The following is a 15424-nucleotide window of genomic DNA, read 5'->3' as shown; positions in this document are numbered from 1 at the left end:
AGTGATCGCTTCGTACAATAGTCCAAAAGACAAATAAAGATCGTTTACTGAATGGGCAATTTTTTTTGAAAAGTCGTATCTTGAAAAACTTTATTAGTGAAAAGACAATCGTGCAAACCCAGAACTGGCGGAGCCACCTCGAAAAACTCAGGGGGGGTGATCTGCAAAGCTTCACGTGGATATATGACCAGTGCCACCCACGGGTGTACGGCTTTTCGCTTAAGCTGACGGGTAGCGCACCGGCGGCCGAAGAAATCACCTCCGACGTTTTTCTCCAGTTGTGGAAAAAGCGGGCTATCGTCGATCCGGACCAGCCTGTTTCCCCCCTCCTGCACAAGATCACCCGCGACCTCGCCTGGAACTACCTGAAGCGGGAACGCCGGCTCGACCACCAGGAAGAACGCTACGCAGCCGACCAGCGGATCGCCGCGCCGGCACGCGCGGAGGAGGACCTGATCCTGAGCGACTACCTGGAGATCGCGGAGCTGGCGATCCAGCGCATGCCCGATCGGCAGCGTGAAATATTTAACCTGCACTACCGCTCGGGCCTGACCAATGGCAGCATCGCCCGCCGTCTGGGCATCGCCGAGGCCACGGTACGCGTGCACCTCTCACGCGCTAATCATTTTCTGCGGGATTACCTCAGCTCCCACCCCGAGCTGCTGGCCCTCCTACTCCTGTTCTTCCGGACAAGATTCTAAGCAAAGACCTCCGAGATACGCCCGAGCAACTGCCGGTCGGCGGCGGGACGACAGGGTGCTACGGTACCCGTATCAGGACACACGGTGTACTCCGTCGCCCACTCCCGGTGATGACGCGCCACGCCCCGGATGGCTTGGAGCAGGTAGTGGACTTCCTCGTGGGTAGTGGTGGGGTGTAGACTCAGGCGTACCCAACCCGGCCGCCGGACGGGCAGTCCCTCGTCGAGGCGGCGCAGCGTGCGGGCCGACGTCGCCCGGTCGATGCCCAGCAAGCGATGGCCATAGGTGCCCGCGCAGGAGCATCCGCCACGGACCTGCACGCCGTAGCGGTCGTTCAGCAGCTTGACGGCCAGGGCAAAGGGCAGGCCCCGCAGGTTGAAGGAAACGATGGCCAACCGTTCCCGGTGTTCGCCGTCGAGCACCTCCACCTCCGGAATGCGGTCCAGGCCCTCCCACAGGACGGACATCAGTGACTTCTCGCGTTCCCGCATGGCATCGGTTCCCATTTGTTCTTTCAGACGGATGGCCAGGGCGGCGCGGATGGTCTGCAGGATCGCCGGCGTGCCCCCGTCCTCGCGCTGCTCGGGGTCGGGCAGGAAGCGGTGCTCCCCCCAGGGGTTGGTCCAGCTTACGGTTCCGCCACCGGGGTGATCGGGGACGGCGGAGCGCAGGTGCCGGCGGTGTACCAGCAGCACGCCGCAGCTGCCCGGTCCGCCCAGAAATTTGTGGGGACTGAAGTACACGGCGTCGAGGGCGGCGTCGGGCCGGCCCGGGGGGTGGAGATCGATGGGCACGTAGGGCGCCGAACAGGCAAAATCCACGAAGCAATAGCCGCCAGCGGCGTGCATGACCTCCGCGATCGCGTGGTACGGCGATTCGATGCCCGTGACGTTGGAGCAGGCCGTCACGGCGGCGTACTTCGGCCGGTCCGCGGGATAGTCCGCTACGGCCGCGGCGAAGCGACGCGGACACACCAGGCCGCGCGCGTTGCACGCGACGATCACGACCTCCGCGCCCGTTTCCAGCCAGCTCGTGTGGTTACTGTGGTGCTCCATGTCACTGACGAAGACCACCGGCCGCTGTTCGGGGCGGTCGGCGAAATCCCGTTTCAGCCCCAGCAGCCGCTGTAATTTGTTTACCGCGCCGGTCATTCCGGAGCCCGTACAGATCAGTACGTCGTCCGCCGATGCATTGACGTGGTCGCGGATGACCTGCCGGGCCGTATGGTAGGCGTGGGTCATGGCGCTACCGGTGGAGTTGGTATCGGTATGGGTATTGGCCATGAAGGGCAGGATCCGTTCGCGGATCGTATCCTCAATGGGACCGTACGCCCGCCCGCTGGCCGTCCAGTCGGCGTAGACAAGGGGGATCCCCTCCGGGTGGGGGAGGGTGGTGATACGCTGACGGGAACCGATGATGCCGTCGCGGATGGCGGTGAATGCGGTGGACAAAGCCGGAGAATGGGACATGGACATAATCCTTTATATGCACCCGATGTAATGTGTTACCGGAAATCGGGCAGCCCGGTACCCCCACTGGAAAATAGGACAAATCTGCCTTTTCCCGCCCGCAGCGGCCGGCCGGCTGGGGGCGCACACCGCACCTGCGGCCGCGGGTTAAAGGCCATCCCCGGAGTACGACGGGGGGGCACGGCGGCGTACTTACCGTATGGCATCCTCCTCCAACCTGCTCCGCCGGGTGATCACGGGGCATTGTTGGGTCTCCGTGCCCGCTCTCCTGCTCTTCCTCGGCACGCCCTTGGCCGCCGCGCTGGCCGTGTGGGGTGCGGGCTGGGTGTGGACGGTGCCCGTGGTGCTGGCCGCGCTCGGCGGCGGCTACCTCGGCGCCCGGCGCTGGCGGGCCGGGGCGCTGATCCGGTGGCGGATCCACCACTTCAGCGGGCTCGACGAAATCGACTGGTGGCGGCTCGAAACCCTGGCCACCCGCTGGTGGCTGCTGCCCGCTTCCGGCGCGGCGGTAGACCCCCCCGGGCGCGGCGGCGACCCCCGCCAACGCATGCAGGAGGTGCTGGAGCGAAACGCCGAGATGCGGGCCCTCGAAACCCTGTACTTCGGTGTGGATGCCCCGCGCCGCTACGGTTTCCGCCTGCGGCGGCGTTACCTGCTGGTATCGCTGGTGGCCCGCGTGGCGATCGCACTCGTTGCGGCGGTCGTGCTGCTTCGTTTTCCGCGTCCCTATCCGGGCCTCGTGTTGCTGGTGGCGGCGGCCTACCCGAACCGCGACTGGTCGATGTACCGTCACCTGCCCTTCCGCGGCACGGCACTGGAGATCAGTGCGGCCGGGGTGCTGCTGCGGGTACCCGAACTGACGATGCACTACTGGCACGACTACCTGGCGTACCGCCTCTACCAGGCGGAGGCCGTACTGGTCCTGGTCGGCCCGGAGGGGCGGGAAACGCGCGTCGATCTCACCTATTACCGGATCGACGACTACCGGAAGCTCGTCTCGGCCATCGACACCTACATCGGGCGCTACAGCCTGCGCGTGGGCGCGGCCCCGCTGAACTAGTTGGGTTCACCGCCCCGTCATCGGCTATCCTCCGATCATGTCCGATCCCTGGGAACTGGAGTTGGTGTTCTTCCGCTGGAACAGCGAGGCATCCATCTTGCCGAAGCGGTAGGAGAAGTTGAGGCGAACGGTTTGCGGATTAGCCAGGCGGGAAGTCTCCTGACTGAAGAAGTCCGTGAGCGTGTAGCTGCCGAACTTGCGGCTGCCGAAGATATCCTGTATGCCGAGGGTAAGGGAAGCGGCGTTGTTCCAGAAGTCCTTGCGCAGGGAGGCGTCGACGAACCATATCGACTGGGTGTAGCCCTGTGCCGTGTTCTGGCTGGGGCCGCCACCGCCGCCGGCGAAGGGGTCGTTGTTCGTGGTCGGGGTGAAGGAGGCGCGGGTGCGGTACTCGCCGTTGAACTGGAGGGCGAAATCCTTGGGCAACTTGATCTGGGCGGTCTCCTTCAGGAAGCCGCTGAGGCGGTTGACCTGCAGGCCGGACTCGAGGTTGCCGGCGTCGACGACCGATTGGTAGGCGTTGAGGTTGGAGGTCAGGTCGAGCCAGCCGAAGAAGTTGTTCTTCAGGGTCACCTCGGCACCGTAGGCGGTGGCGCTGTTGGTATTGGCGTAGCTGGTCACGATGGCGTCCTCGCCCAGTTGCTCGTTATACTCCGATATCTGGTAGGCGGCGATCAGGTCGGTGGCCTGTTTGTAGTAAAGCGACACCAGCAGGTTATTACCGCTGGGGAAGATGTTCTGGTACGACAGCTCCAGCGAGTTGGTGAACTCGGGCAGCAGCTGGGGATTGCCGCGGCGCAGGTTCAGGGAGTCGGAGAAGTCGGTGAAGGGCATCGTCTGGAAGAAGTTCGGCCGGTTGATGCGGCGGGTATAGGCCAGCTGCAGCTGGTCGGTCTCGTTCAGCTTGCGGGTCAGGAAGGCGCTCGGGAACAGGCTGATGGGGTAGTCGATGGTGAAGGAGGAATCCATGCCGGTGAGGGTGCCTTTGTAGAAGGAGCTCTCGGCCCGCAGTCCCACCTGGAAGCCCCAGTCGCCGATCTCCCGGCCAGCCTGCAGGTAGCCGGCGAAGACATTGTCCTGAAAGGAGAACTGGTCGGACAACTGGGTGATCTGCTCCCAGTCTTCGCCGTCTCCGTAGTTGACGAAGTTGGACTGGTCGGTACTGTTGCTGCGCAGGGTTGCCTTGATGCCGCCCTCGAGCTTCGTCTTGTCGTCGATGGCGGCGATGAAGTCCGACTGCAGGGTCAGGAAGCTTCCGCTGCCCGTCGACTCCTGCCGCTGCTGGCTTACGTTGCCGTTGTCGTAGACGTTGCGGTAGAGGCTGTTGCCGTCGAACCTGACCTGGTTGTAGTTCGCGTCGGCCGTCCATTCCGCCCCCTGCTTCGGGAAGAGGTGCTTGAACTGCAGGGAGGCGCCGGAGTTGCGGAAGTTGCGGTCCTGGTCGCTGAAGCGCTCGTAGGAAGTCGTTTCGGTGCCCGTACCGTAGCGGTAGTCGGTCGTGTTAGTGAGGTACTCGGTCGGGGTGAAGGCGCCGCGCATATAGTTGCCGCTCAGGGTCAGGGTGTTGCGGTTGTCGAGGAAGTAGTCCAGGCCGGCCCGGACGTTCCCGAAGGTGCCGTTCATGTCGGATTCGCTGCGCTGGGAGATGAGGGTATTCGGGGTGTCGGAGAAGGTTTCGCGCTCGGTGGTACCCACCGTGGTTCCCTGGCGACTCATGAGCATGCCCGACCCGAAGAGGTTGACCTTGCCGCCGCGGGCGTTGATGTCGCCGCCGAGGTTGTAGCCCCCCTGGGTGTCGCCTCCCAGCCGCAGGTTGCCGTTGTAGCCGACCTGCTGGTCCTTCTTCAGGACGATATTGACGATGCCCGCCGCCCCGCCGCCGGCGTCAAACTTTGCCGAGGGGTTGGTGATCACCTCCACGCTCTCGATGGAGTTGGCGGGGATCTGGTCGAGCGTGAGGGTGGAGGGCCGCCCGTCGATGAAGACCTGGGGCGCACCGTTGCGGAGGCTGACGTTACCGTCGAGGTCGACCGACAGGGACGGCACGTTCTTCAGCGCGTCCACGGCCGTACCGCCGGCGGTGCTCAGGTCCTTGTCCACGCGGTACGACTTGCGGTCGAGCGAGAGGGTGGAGAGGGAGGCCTCCGCCGTTACCGTCACTTCGGCGAGGTTGCTGGCGGCAGCGGCCAGGGAGAGGTTCCCGAGGTCCTTCGTGGGGCCGCCGCTGAAGTCGAAGGGCTGGCGGATCTCGGCGTAGCCCAGGAAGGATACCACCACTTCCAGCGGCCCCCTGGCGGATACCTGCTCGAAGTTGAAGTCGCCGTTGTCCTGGGTGAACTGTCCGGCATAGATGGTATCGCGCAGTTCCTTGGTGGCGGGGTCCATCACCTTGCCTTCTACCTGCACGGTGGCGTAGGACACGCCGGCGCCGGTTTCGTCGACCACCTTGCCGTATACGCGTCCCGCCGTGGCCGGCCGGGCACCCCCCGGACCGCCGGGGCCGCCGCCGGGAAACTGAGCATGAAGGGAAGCGCCGGAAGCCAGCAGCAGGGCAAAGACGAGGAGGATAGTGTATTTCATAATTTGGGGCGTTTGCGGGCCGGCATCCGTGCCGGTTTCCTTGGTTGCAACACAAAGGTCAGCGCGCGTTTGAGCCCGGATGCGGGTGTCTCGGTGAACCCGGGGATTGTCCCGACGAACCCCGCACCCGCGCCCCGCCGCCGCCGGTTTGAAAAGCCGATCTTTATCCCATCAGCCGCTTCCGCCTATGTCCACCCCCCGCATCTCCCGCTCCATTGTCCTGCAGGCGACCGTCTGGATCGGGCTGTGGCTGCTCTTCGTCCTCACGGGGGATACGGCTGCCCGCTCCTTCGACAGCTACCTGCTGATCACGCTGCGCGTCGCGGGCTTCGCGGTCTACTACAACCTCCTGTACTACGCGGTGCTGCCGCTGTATTTCTCCGGCCGCAAGCGCAGTTTCTACGGGTGGGCGGTGCTGGCGTTCCTGGTATACGTGAGCTTCTCGGTCGCTACCGATTGGCTGCTCCTGGAAGCGGTCAGGGGGGGCGCGGACGCAGGTGCCGGGGAACCCGCGCGGCCGATAGGCTGGATGGTCGTCCCGGCCATTTTCCTCGGCATGACGGTCTTCGGGGTCGCGGCGACCTTCCGCGGCTTTACCGCCTTCGAGGAAAAGAAGAAAGCGGAGGAACAGGCCAACCGTCAGCGCCTGGAGGCCGAGATCGCCCTGCTGAAATCGCAGATCAATCCGCACTTCCTGCTTAACACCATCAACAACCTTTACGTACTGTCGCTGACCGCGCCGGACCGTACCCCCGATGCCCTGCTGAAACTGTCGGAGATGGTGAGCTACATCCTCTACGAATGCGCGAGCCGGCGCGTGCCGCTGGTCCGCGACCTCCAGTTCATCCAAAGTTACGTGGACCTCCAGCGCCTGCGGCTCCCCCCCAACGCCGACCTGCGGGTGGAATTGCCGGCGTCGGTGCCCGAGGGGCTGGAGATCGAGCCGATGATCCTGGTCCCCTTCGTGGAAAACGCCTTCAAGCACGGCCTCACCACGCGGCAGCCGTGTACGATCGAGGTGCGCATCCGCCTGGAGGACAAACGGCTTCGCCTGGAGGTGGTCAATCTCCTGCTGCCGGACAGCAAGCAGCGGCAGGGCAACCCTTCCGGAATCGGGATGGCGAACACGCGGCAGCGGCTCGATCACTCCTACGCCCGCCGCTACGACCTGCAGGTGGACAACGGCGGCGACCGTCACCGCGTAGCCCTCGCCCTAACCCTCGCCGAATGACCTTCATCGCCCTCGACGACGAGCCCCTGGCTCTGCTCCTGGTGGAGCGCCTGGCGCGCGACGCGCCGGACTGGGAGCTGCTGCGCACCTTTACGGACGCGGCGGCCGCCGCCGCTTTTTTGGGTGAGAATACGGTCGACCTGCTGCTGTCCGACATCAACATGCCCGACGTGAGCGGGCTGGAGTTCGTCCGGCAGCTGCCCGAGGAGCGGCCCCTGATCATCTTCCTTACCGCCTACCGGGAACACGCCCACGAGGGTTTCGAGCTCGACGTGGTGGACTACCTGGTGAAACCCGTGCGCCCCGAGCGCTTCCAGCGGGCGTTGGGAAAGGCCGCCGAGTGGATCCGGCTCCGGGAACCGGGCCCGGCACCTGCGTCCCCGCCAGACCATTTTTACGTCTATTCGGAGTACGAGGAAGTGCGGATCGTCACGGCCGATATCCGCTTCGTGGAGAGTATGGGCGACTACGTAAAGATCCACCTGGCGGGGCAGGACCGGCCCGTCATTACCCTGGAACGGCTGAAGCACCTTACCGAACAGCTGCGGGAGCGGGGTTTCCAGCGGATCCACCGCAGCTACCTCGTCAATCTGGCCCGGATCGATGCCAAACAGAAATATCGGCTGCGGATCGGCCCGGACTGGCTGCCGGTCGGGGAGACCTTCGCCGAACACCTGACCGCGCGCCTCGGTACAAAATAGAGCGCCCGCATGACCAAACTTTACAGGGTGGCAACCGGGAGCGGCTGAAAATTGTCATATTTACAATTATGAAGATCATTGCAAGCCTCCTTTTGTCGGTCAGTTTTCTGCCGGTGCTCACCGGCCAGTCTACCGGCCCCGATCTCTTTCCCCTTTCGGCGGTACGCCTGGCGGAGAGTCCTTTTCTGAACGCCGAGGAGCGGGATTACGACTACCTCATGGCGCTGGACCCCGACCGGCTCCTGGCCCCCTACCTGGAGGGGGCGGGGCTTCCCCCCGACCAACCGAAGTACGGCAACTGGGAATCCGGCGGCCTCGGCGGCCACATCGGCGGCCACTACATTTCGGCGTTGTCGATGCTGTACGCGGCTACCGGGTCGGATTCCGTGCGGATGCGGCTCGACTACATGCTCGACGGCATCCAGCGCGCCCAGGAGGCCGGGGGGGACGGCTACGTCGGCGGGGTGCCGGACGCCCGGGAGGTGTGGCGGGAGCTGGCGGCCGGACAGATCGAAGCGCAGCGCTTCTCCCTGAACGACCGCTGGGTGCCCATCTACAACCTGCACAAGCTCTTCGCCGGCCTGCGTGACGCCTGGACCTACGCCGGCAGCGCCCGCGCCCGCGACATGCTCCTCGCCCTGGGATCGTGGGCCCATGACCTGCTCTCCCCGCTGAGCGACGAGCAGCTGCAGGAGATACTCTACGCCGAGCCGGGGGGGATGAACGAAAGCTTCGCCGATTTGGCGGAGATCTCCGGCGATGACAAGTACCTCGAGCTGGCCCGCCGCTTCTCCGACCGGGAGCTGCTGGATCCGCTGCTGGAGCACGAGGACCGGCTCACCGGCATGCACGCCAACACCCAGATCCCGAAGGTGATCGGCTTCGAGCGGATCGCGGAACTCAGCGGAGACACCGCCTGGCACGCCGCGGCCCGGTACTTCTGGACGGAAGTCGTGGAAAACCGTACCGTGGCCATCGGCGGCAACAGCGTCCGGGAGCACTTCCACCCCGCCGACAACTTTTCGCCGATGATCGAAGACGTGCAGGGGCCCGAAACCTGCAATACCTACAATATGCTGCGGCTCAGCAAGCAACTCTACGAGACCGAGGGCGGAGAACGGTACCTGACCTACTACGAGCGCGCACTGTACAATCACATTCTGTCCTCCGAGCACCCCGACCGGGGCGGCTTCGTGTACTTCACGCCCATGCGGCCCGAACACTACCGGGTGTACTCCGCCCCGCAGACCTCCATGTGGTGCTGCGTCGGCTCCGGCCTGGAGAACCACACCAAGTACGGGGAGATGATCTACGCCCACTACGGCTCCGACACCCTGCTGGTCAATCTGTATATCCCCTCCACCCTCGACTGGCGGGAGCGGGGCGTGCAGGTGGCGCAAACCAATACCTTCCCCGATGAGGCCCGCACCGAACTGCGGATCGACGGAGAGGAGCCCGCCCGCTTCACGCTGCTTCTGCGGCGGCCGGACTGGCTGACCGACGGGCTGCCAGACCTGCTGGTCAACGGCGAAGCGGTGCAGGCGGATACCTCTCACGCGGGCTACCTGTCGCTCACCCGTACGTGGTCACCCGGCGACCGGGTAGTGTTGTCGCTGCCGATGCGCACCCGGCTGGAGGGGCTGCCCGATGGGAGCGCCTACTACGCGGTCGTACACGGCCCCCTGGTCATGGCGGCCAAGACCGGCACCGAAGACATCGAAGGGCTGGTTGCGGACGATTCCCGGATGGGCCACGTAGCCAGTGGCCCTACGCGGCCCCTCGCCGACGCGCCGGTGCTGCTCGGTGACCCCGCTACGGTCGTCGACGCATTCCGGGTATCCGATACCGGCCCCCTGCAACTCACCGCGCCCGACGTGCTCTATCCGGCAACCGCCTCCGACCTCACCCTGATCCCCTTCTACCGGCTGCACGACGCGCGCTACATGATCTACTGGCGCGTCACCACCCCGGAGGACCTGGCCGAATGGCAGGCCTTTCAGGAGGAGCAGGCGGCCAAAAGCCAGCAACTGGAGGAGCGCACCGTGGACCGGGTGATCCCCGGCGAGCAGCAACCCGAGGTAGAACACGACTATACCGGGGAAAAGGACCGCAGCGGCATCCGCGAAGGGCGCCTGTACCGTAATACGCGGGATTACTTTGCCTATACGCTCAGTGACCCGGAGGGCGTGGGCCGGCGGCTACAGCTCACCTTCTTCGGTGGCGAACGCGACCGTTCCTTTGACTTGGTCGTGAACGGCAAAAAGGTAGCTACGGTAGACCTGCAGGACGATCTCGCCCCGGTCTTCTACACCCGCGAATACGAGCTGCCCGCCGCGGTGACCGATCGCGCGGTTGCCGACGGGATCACGGTTCGCTTCGAAGCCGCGCCGGGAAGTACTACGGCATCGATTTTCGATGTCCGCCTTCTGCGATAAGGGGGCTGGCGGCTTGGTAACAGGATGTTTCCAAAAGGCTGCTGGTTCCGAACTCCATATTGGCCCGATACGTAGGATAAGAAACCTAAAATCAGAAAATTATGGGAACCCGACTGAAAGATAGAGTAGCAATCGTGACCGGCGGCGGAGCCGGCATCGGCGAAGCCATCGCCAAACTATTTGCCCGCGAAGGCGCGCGGGTGATCGTCGCCGGCCTGCCGGAAGACCCGGTCGACGACGTAGCCGCCGATATTCGTACCGCCGGGGGCAGCGCGCTGCCGTTCAAGGGGGATCTTACCACCCTCCAGGCGGCCACCGACTGCGTGAAGACCGCCGTCAACGAGTACGGAAAGCTGGACATCCTGATCAACAACGCCGGGGTATTCGTAGAGACCAACGAACTGACCGACTATACCGAGGAAGGCTTCGACTACATGCTCCGCAACAACGTGCGCTCCGTTTTCGTGATGACCAAGGCGGCCCTGCCCGAGCTCCAGAAGACGAAGGGCAACATCGTATGCGCGGGCTCCGAGGCCGGTGTGCTAGGTATCCCCCAGAACACGCCGTACGGCGGCACCAAAGGCTTCGTGATGGCCTTCGCCAAGGGGGTCGCGGGCGAGCAGGCCGCCTACGGGGTACGCTGCAACATCGTCGGACCCGGACCCATCGATACGGCCTGGACGCACAAGGAGACCGGCCCCATGGACAAGAAGATGGAGAAGCTCAACAACCAGGCCAACCTGATGGGCCGCCGGGGCACGCCGGAGGAAGTAGCCAACGTCTACCTCTTCCTGGCTTCGGACGAGGCCAGCTACGTGACCGGCGCCGTATACATGGTCGACGGAGGAATTACCATCGGCAAGGGGCCCGTCGGGGACCAGGCCGCGAAATCCTTCAAGCAGCAACCCGCGACGGACCTCGACCTGGATCACTCCATGGACGGCCACACCTCGATCCGGTAACCAACCTCCAACCCCGGCCGTTACAAACGAGGGGGGTTAGAATTCGAGCGGCATCCCCCAGTGCGTGGCCAGCGTGGTGGCCTCCTTCCGCGTGAGCTGCACCACCGCCCCGTGCTTCGGAGAGGTAAAATTCGTCGTCTTCATCACCCCCTCGTTGAAGTGGCCGATGCCTTCCCAGGTAACGAAGTCGGTCGTTTCAACGAAGCCGAAATTGTGGGGGTCCACGCTGAAGACGTCGTACATCAGCACGTATTCCTCCTCCCCGATCCGCTGCCACATATTCGGTGCTTCGCAGGCGCCGGGTTCGCGGTCGACCATCTCGGATTCGTAGACGTACCCGCGGTTGATGTGGTCGGAGACGGCTTTCTTGATGCCGCCCGGCTGTTCCTGGGCCACGTAGGTCATGCAGTAGCGCCCGTCGGGCATCCGGATAATGTCGGCGTCCAGCACCTGGATATTCGTGTCGGGGTATTCGAAAATGAGTTCGGGCCGGGTCACCGCCCGCGTGAAGTCGTCGTCGGTGTAGGCGTAGTACATCTTGGTCTTCCCGTTGCCGAGGCGCATGGTGAAGTAGAGCATCATCTTGTCCTCCTCGGGGTCGTAGATGGTCTGCGGCGCCCAGGTGGAGCCGATCGGGCCCAGCTCCGGAAAGGCCTCCTCGAAGATGAAGTTGTGGTGGGTCCAGTCGATCAGGTCGTGCGACTTCATCAGTACGAAGCCGCGGTTATTCCCCCAGCCGTACTGTTCCTCCGGCCGCTCCCAGGTGGTTTCCCGGTAGCCCAGGCGCCGGGCAAAGAGGTGCAGGTCGGTCATGGCCACGTAGAAGGCGCCGTCCGGTCCCCGCGTGATGTGCGGGTCGCGGATGCCCCGCTGGCTGGCGATCGAGTCGCCGCCGATGACCGCTTCCCCGCCGTTGACGTCGGTGAAGGTGTAGCCGTCCGTACTCAGCGCGAAGTGGAGGCTGTGGTCGTTGTCCTTGAAGTAGGTCATCAGGTAAGCGGCCATGTCTGCCTGTGCGGCGGTAGCGGTAGCCGGCTCCGGTTTGGGCGTACCGCAGGCCGCGAGCAGCAGCAGGAGAGGGAATAGCTTATTCATGGCGTCCAATATACCGTAGGGCGGCGGTGCGGGGGGAGTCCCGGAGCCTCAGGCGAGGTCAGAAGTAAGCCGCGTAGGCAGGATCCAGCCGCTCCAGCGGGGTGATCCGGATGTCCTTGTAAAATACCTCCGCCGCCTCGCTCTGCAGCTGTAGCTTTCCCCTGGTGAGGGGCACTACCTCCCCGGCATCGTTGACGTAGCGGGAGTCTTTCAGGATCATGACCACCTCTCCGTTCACGATGTGCAGGGCCTTGTCTTCGTAGCAGATCAGGTCCAGGGTGTTCCACTCGCCGTGGGGATTCTCGTAGTTGTTGCTGCGCAGGCAGTAGTTCTTATAGGGTCCGCCGGTACCGATGTGGAGGTAGTCCTGGGTAGCGTCGGCCATGGGGTTCATCAGGTACTCCGGGGTATAGGCCCGGATGTTCATGGCGGAGGAGGCCTGGTTCCAGTAGTCGCCGGTGTGGCCCTCCATGATCTGGAATTCCTGGGAGAGCATCCAGGTCCGCCAGTGCTCCGCGCCGGGAGGGCCGATGGAGTGGTACAGCACGCCGGAGTCCTTAAGCAGGTCCCGGCGGGGTACCCACTTCCTATCGCCCCAGCGGAACTTCACCTGCAGGTGGTAGTCGGCGTATTCTTCCTTCGAGATCAGGCAACCGTAGTATTCGCCGCTGACGCGGATCACGTCGGCCCCGTCCTCCTGCACGGTGGTGAATACGTCGTAGCCCGTCGGGTTCATCCCGATGGGCGCGATCGGGTTCCCGGCTTCGTCGACCGGCGCCGAGCCGTCGTAGCCCAGTTGGTGCTTGAAACTCAGGTAGGTGTCCCAGTCCGAAAGTTCCGGATCGATGAGGGAGGTCCATTCCCCCGTTTCGCGGGGCAGGGTAGTGTCGGGGGCCGTCGGCCGCGCGCAGGTGCACAGGACGAGGGGTAGCAGGAAAAGGAGACAGGAAATAAAGCGGGGCATGGGCACACGTTGAGACTGCTAAGTACCGGATTAATTGCTACTTGGTGGTTCACCGCAGAGCGACTACGTCGACGCGGAGGCGCTCCGCCCGGGCGCGGATACCCGCAGGACTAACGCGACAGAGAAACCCTCTCCGTGCCGTCCACCAGCTCGCGGGGCGGCGGTGCGCGGGTGCGGGGGGAGTGAGTTACCGGTCCCTAGCGGACGTAGATAAGGTACTCCACCAGTCCCAACGTTGCTTCCATCCCCGCACGGTCTCCAAACTGGAAGCCCAATTGGCTAGCGTAGGCCGCACACGCCGCCAGTTTTTGCCGCAGGGTAGCGTCGCCCAGCGGGTAAGCCGGGACCGTCTCCCCGAGTTCCGGGTAGCGGTCCCGGAACCGGGCGGCGTAGGGCATATCGTAGTAGCGCCGGAAGCGGACCGCCGGAAAGGCCGGACGAACGCGCTCCACCGCCGCGATAAGCTGCAGGTGATCGGCGTGATTGCCCGCCCCGTAGGGATACAACACCTCGGTGTACGGGGCATCGGCTAGGTGCTCCCGAATTTTTTGGTCCAGCCGCGCGCGCTCCAGCGGGTCGTCATCGTGCACGCCGGCGAAGAGGTCGGGGGCGGAAACGTACCCGCGGTGGGGCGCCTCGGCAAATTCCCAGTGCAGGGGATCGATCCCCAGCAGGGCACTTGCGTTCCGGTCCTCGGCTCGCCGCAGCGCCATGTAGTCCACCGTGCCGTCCAGCTCCTTATCAAGGCGGCACGCCAAAGCAAATTCGCTCAGTACCGGCACCGTTGCCGTGAATATGGTCACGCACTGCACCCGCGTCCCCGCCTGAACTTTGTCGTATAGGTAGCCGCCGCAGGAAAAGACCACGTCGTCGAGGTGGGGGCTCAGGGCCAGGATCACAGCAGGTGGGGTTGGGTGCGGAAGCGACAACTCAGGTCGGCGTCCGCTACGCTGGCCCCGGCGGTGATGATGTCGGTCCAGCTGCGGTCGACCGGTTGGTCTAATAGGGTCTGGTACACCGTCTCGATCTGCTCGGCCACGACCGGCCAGCTGTACTTGTCGCGCACCTCGCGGTAGGCGACGCGGGCCAGGTCGAAGCGCAGTTGCTCGTCGTCGAGCAGGCGACGGGTGGCGGCGGTCAGCGCCTCGAGGTCACCGGCTTCGACGAGCAGGGCGTTCTCCCCGTCGCGCAGGCAGTCGACCACGCCCACGGTGCGGGTGCTCACGATGGGCAATCCGCTCGCCATCGCCTCCAGGATGGTATTGGAAAAGCCCTCGGCGTAGGTGGGGCTCAGGAAGATGTCGCCGGCGTGGTAGCGGGCCGGCGCGTCGGCGTAGTCGGCCTCGCCGGGGAAGGAGCAGCGGTCACCCAGCCCCAGCTCCAGCGCAAGTTGACGGGTTTCGGCGAAGTCGGGTCCGATGCCGCTCACGGTGAGACTCACGTCGTACCCCTCCTCCACCAGGCGGGCCCCGCAGCGGATGAAGTCCAGGCTGCCCTTCCGCTTATCCACCCGCCCGTGGTACAGCAGGCGCGCCGGTTCGCGCAGTTCACCCAGGGCCACGACGCTGTCGATGAGGTTCGGATGGGCGGCCCCGCGGGGCGTGAACTGGTCGACGTTGGTCGCGCCGGGTACGATGGTAAAGCGCGCGGGATCGGTACCGTGGTTTTCCACCACCTCGTCGCGGAAGCTGTTGCAGCCGATCGCCAGGGCCATACTGTGGTTCAGCACGGCGTCCATGGCCAGCTGGTGGGTGGTGCAGCAGCTGCCGACCCAGTGTCCGTCGCCCCCCTGGATGCTCACTACATTGGGGATGCCGAGGCGGCGGCTCACCTCCAGTGCCGCCAGCCCGGTGGGGTAGGCGTACTGGGCGTGGACCACGTCGAAGGGCTTGTTCGCGTGCAGTTGCTCGGCGAGGTCGGCCATCGCCCGCAGGTCAGACTCGAAGTCGGCCGGGGGAGCTTCCGCCCCGAGTTCTTCCCCCGTGCTGCGCAGGCCGTGCACCTCCATCCAGGGCTCTTTGGGGGGCGGCCCGCCGCCGTAGATCTCCACCCCGGTGGGGTCCTCGCGGTACTGGCTGATCATGACCACCTCGTGGCCCCGCTCGGCCAGGGCGTGGGTGAGGTTGCGGGCGTAGACGCTCATGCCGGAAACGGCAGGGAAGTAACGGCGGGAAATGAAGCAGATGCGCATGATCGTGGTCGTGTAGGAAAGGACGGATGGACTGA

The 15424-nt window shown here is 64.7% G+C and carries 12 protein-coding genes; 6 read left to right on the top strand and 6 right to left on the bottom strand.

Annotation, left to right across the window (positions count from 1 at the left end):
* Window positions 1-80 precede the first annotated feature (80 nt).
* Window positions 81-701, top strand: coding sequence for an RNA polymerase sigma factor (locus DQG19_RS18365; protein WP_157974594.1), 621 nt, complete (start codon window positions 81-83; stop codon window positions 699-701).
* Here the strand turns inward: DQG19_RS18365 and DQG19_RS18360 are convergent.
* Window positions 698-2152: an aminotransferase class V-fold PLP-dependent enzyme gene (locus DQG19_RS18360; RefSeq protein ID WP_157974593.1), complete on the bottom strand. Its 1455-nt coding sequence runs from the start codon at window positions 2150-2152 to the stop codon at window positions 698-700. The genes DQG19_RS18365 and DQG19_RS18360 overlap by 4 nt on opposite strands.
* Window positions 2153-2369: 217 nt before the next feature.
* Between DQG19_RS18360 and DQG19_RS18355 the strand changes: the two genes are divergently transcribed.
* Window positions 2370-3230, top strand: coding sequence for a hypothetical protein (locus DQG19_RS18355; RefSeq protein ID WP_116127757.1), 861 nt, complete (start codon window positions 2370-2372; stop codon window positions 3228-3230).
* A gap of 24 nt (window positions 3231-3254) precedes the next feature.
* Here DQG19_RS18355 and DQG19_RS18350 read toward each other — a convergent pair whose 3' ends face one another.
* Window positions 3255-5810 carry a TonB-dependent receptor gene (locus tag DQG19_RS18350; protein WP_116127756.1) on the bottom strand — a complete coding sequence of 852 codons (2556 nt, stop codon included), beginning with the start codon at window positions 5808-5810 and terminating at the stop codon, window positions 3255-3257.
* Window positions 5811-5997: 187 nt separating this feature from the next.
* Between DQG19_RS18350 and DQG19_RS18345 the strand changes: the two genes are divergently transcribed.
* The 4 genes from DQG19_RS18345 (at window position 5998) to DQG19_RS18325 (ending at window position 11139) form a co-directional block, all read left to right on the top strand.
* The gene (locus DQG19_RS18345; RefSeq protein ID WP_116127755.1) at window positions 5998-7041 is read left to right on the top strand and encodes a sensor histidine kinase; all 1044 of its coding nucleotides are present in this window, start codon (window positions 5998-6000) and stop codon (window positions 7039-7041) included.
* Window positions 7038-7742 carry a LytR/AlgR family response regulator transcription factor gene (locus DQG19_RS21245; protein WP_198661802.1) on the top strand — a complete coding sequence of 235 codons (705 nt, stop codon included), beginning with the start codon at window positions 7038-7040 and terminating at the stop codon, window positions 7740-7742. The genes DQG19_RS18345 and DQG19_RS21245 overlap by 4 nt, the downstream gene beginning before the upstream one ends.
* Window positions 7743-7810: 68 nt before the next feature.
* The gene (locus DQG19_RS18330; protein WP_116127754.1) at window positions 7811-10177 is read left to right on the top strand and encodes a glycoside hydrolase family 127 protein; all 2367 of its coding nucleotides are present in this window, start codon (window positions 7811-7813) and stop codon (window positions 10175-10177) included.
* Between the two features lie 101 nt (window positions 10178-10278).
* The gene (locus DQG19_RS18325) at window positions 10279-11139 is read left to right on the top strand and encodes an SDR family NAD(P)-dependent oxidoreductase (RefSeq protein WP_116127753.1); all 861 of its coding nucleotides are present in this window, start codon (window positions 10279-10281) and stop codon (window positions 11137-11139) included.
* Between the two features lie 36 nt (window positions 11140-11175).
* Here the strand turns inward: DQG19_RS18325 and DQG19_RS18320 are convergent, their stop codons facing one another.
* From DQG19_RS18320 to DQG19_RS18305, 4 genes are all read right to left on the bottom strand, one after another.
* Window positions 11176-12234: a glycoside hydrolase family 43 protein gene (locus DQG19_RS18320; protein WP_116127752.1), complete on the bottom strand. Its 1059-nt coding sequence runs from the start codon at window positions 12232-12234 to the stop codon at window positions 11176-11178.
* A gap of 58 nt (window positions 12235-12292) precedes the next feature.
* Complete coding sequence (locus DQG19_RS18315; protein WP_116127751.1) at window positions 12293-13198, bottom strand: DUF1080 domain-containing protein; 906 nt, start codon at window positions 13196-13198, stop codon at window positions 12293-12295.
* 197 nt (window positions 13199-13395) lie between these two features.
* Window positions 13396-14097, bottom strand: coding sequence for a PIG-L deacetylase family protein (locus DQG19_RS18310; RefSeq protein WP_116127750.1), 702 nt, complete (start codon window positions 14095-14097; stop codon window positions 13396-13398).
* Window positions 14094-15389, bottom strand: a complete 1296-nt coding sequence (locus tag DQG19_RS18305; RefSeq protein WP_116127749.1) for a glycosyltransferase family 4 protein — start codon at window positions 15387-15389, stop codon at window positions 14094-14096. The genes DQG19_RS18310 and DQG19_RS18305 overlap by 4 nt, the downstream gene beginning before the upstream one ends.
* Between the last annotated feature and the right edge of the window lie 35 nt (window positions 15390-15424).

The organism is Lewinella sp. IMCC34183, assembly GCF_003390915.1.
GTDB lineage: Bacteria > Bacteroidota > Bacteroidia > Chitinophagales > Saprospiraceae > Neolewinella.
Note: the sequence above shows the minus strand (reverse complement) of the source record. Positions and strands in the feature narration are given on the sequence as shown.

Bases quoted from the DNA above. Each gene is read 5' to 3' on its own strand.
- DQG19_RS18330 (WP_116127754.1), top strand. From the start codon at position 7,811: ATGAAGATCATTGCAAGCCTCCTTTTGTCGGTCAGTTTTCTGCCGGTG.
- DQG19_RS18315 (WP_116127751.1), bottom strand. From the start codon at position 13,198: ATGCCCCGCTTTATTTCCTGTCTCCTTTTCCTGCTACCCCTCGTCCTG.
- DQG19_RS18350 (WP_116127756.1), bottom strand. From the start codon at position 5,810: ATGAAATACACTATCCTCCTCGTCTTTGCCCTGCTGCTGGCTTCCGGC.
- DQG19_RS18320 (WP_116127752.1), bottom strand. From the start codon at position 12,234: ATGAATAAGCTATTCCCTCTCCTGCTGCTGCTCGCGGCCTGCGGTACG.
- DQG19_RS21245 (WP_198661802.1), top strand. From the start codon at position 7,038: ATGACCTTCATCGCCCTCGACGACGAGCCCCTGGCTCTGCTCCTGGTG.
- DQG19_RS18355 (WP_116127757.1), top strand. From the start codon at position 2,370: ATGGCATCCTCCTCCAACCTGCTCCGCCGGGTGATCACGGGGCATTGT.
- DQG19_RS18325 (WP_116127753.1), top strand. From the start codon at position 10,279: ATGGGAACCCGACTGAAAGATAGAGTAGCAATCGTGACCGGCGGCGGA.
- DQG19_RS18345 (WP_116127755.1), top strand. From the start codon at position 5,998: ATGTCCACCCCCCGCATCTCCCGCTCCATTGTCCTGCAGGCGACCGTC.
- DQG19_RS18305 (WP_116127749.1), bottom strand. From the start codon at position 15,389: ATGCGCATCTGCTTCATTTCCCGCCGTTACTTCCCTGCCGTTTCCGGC.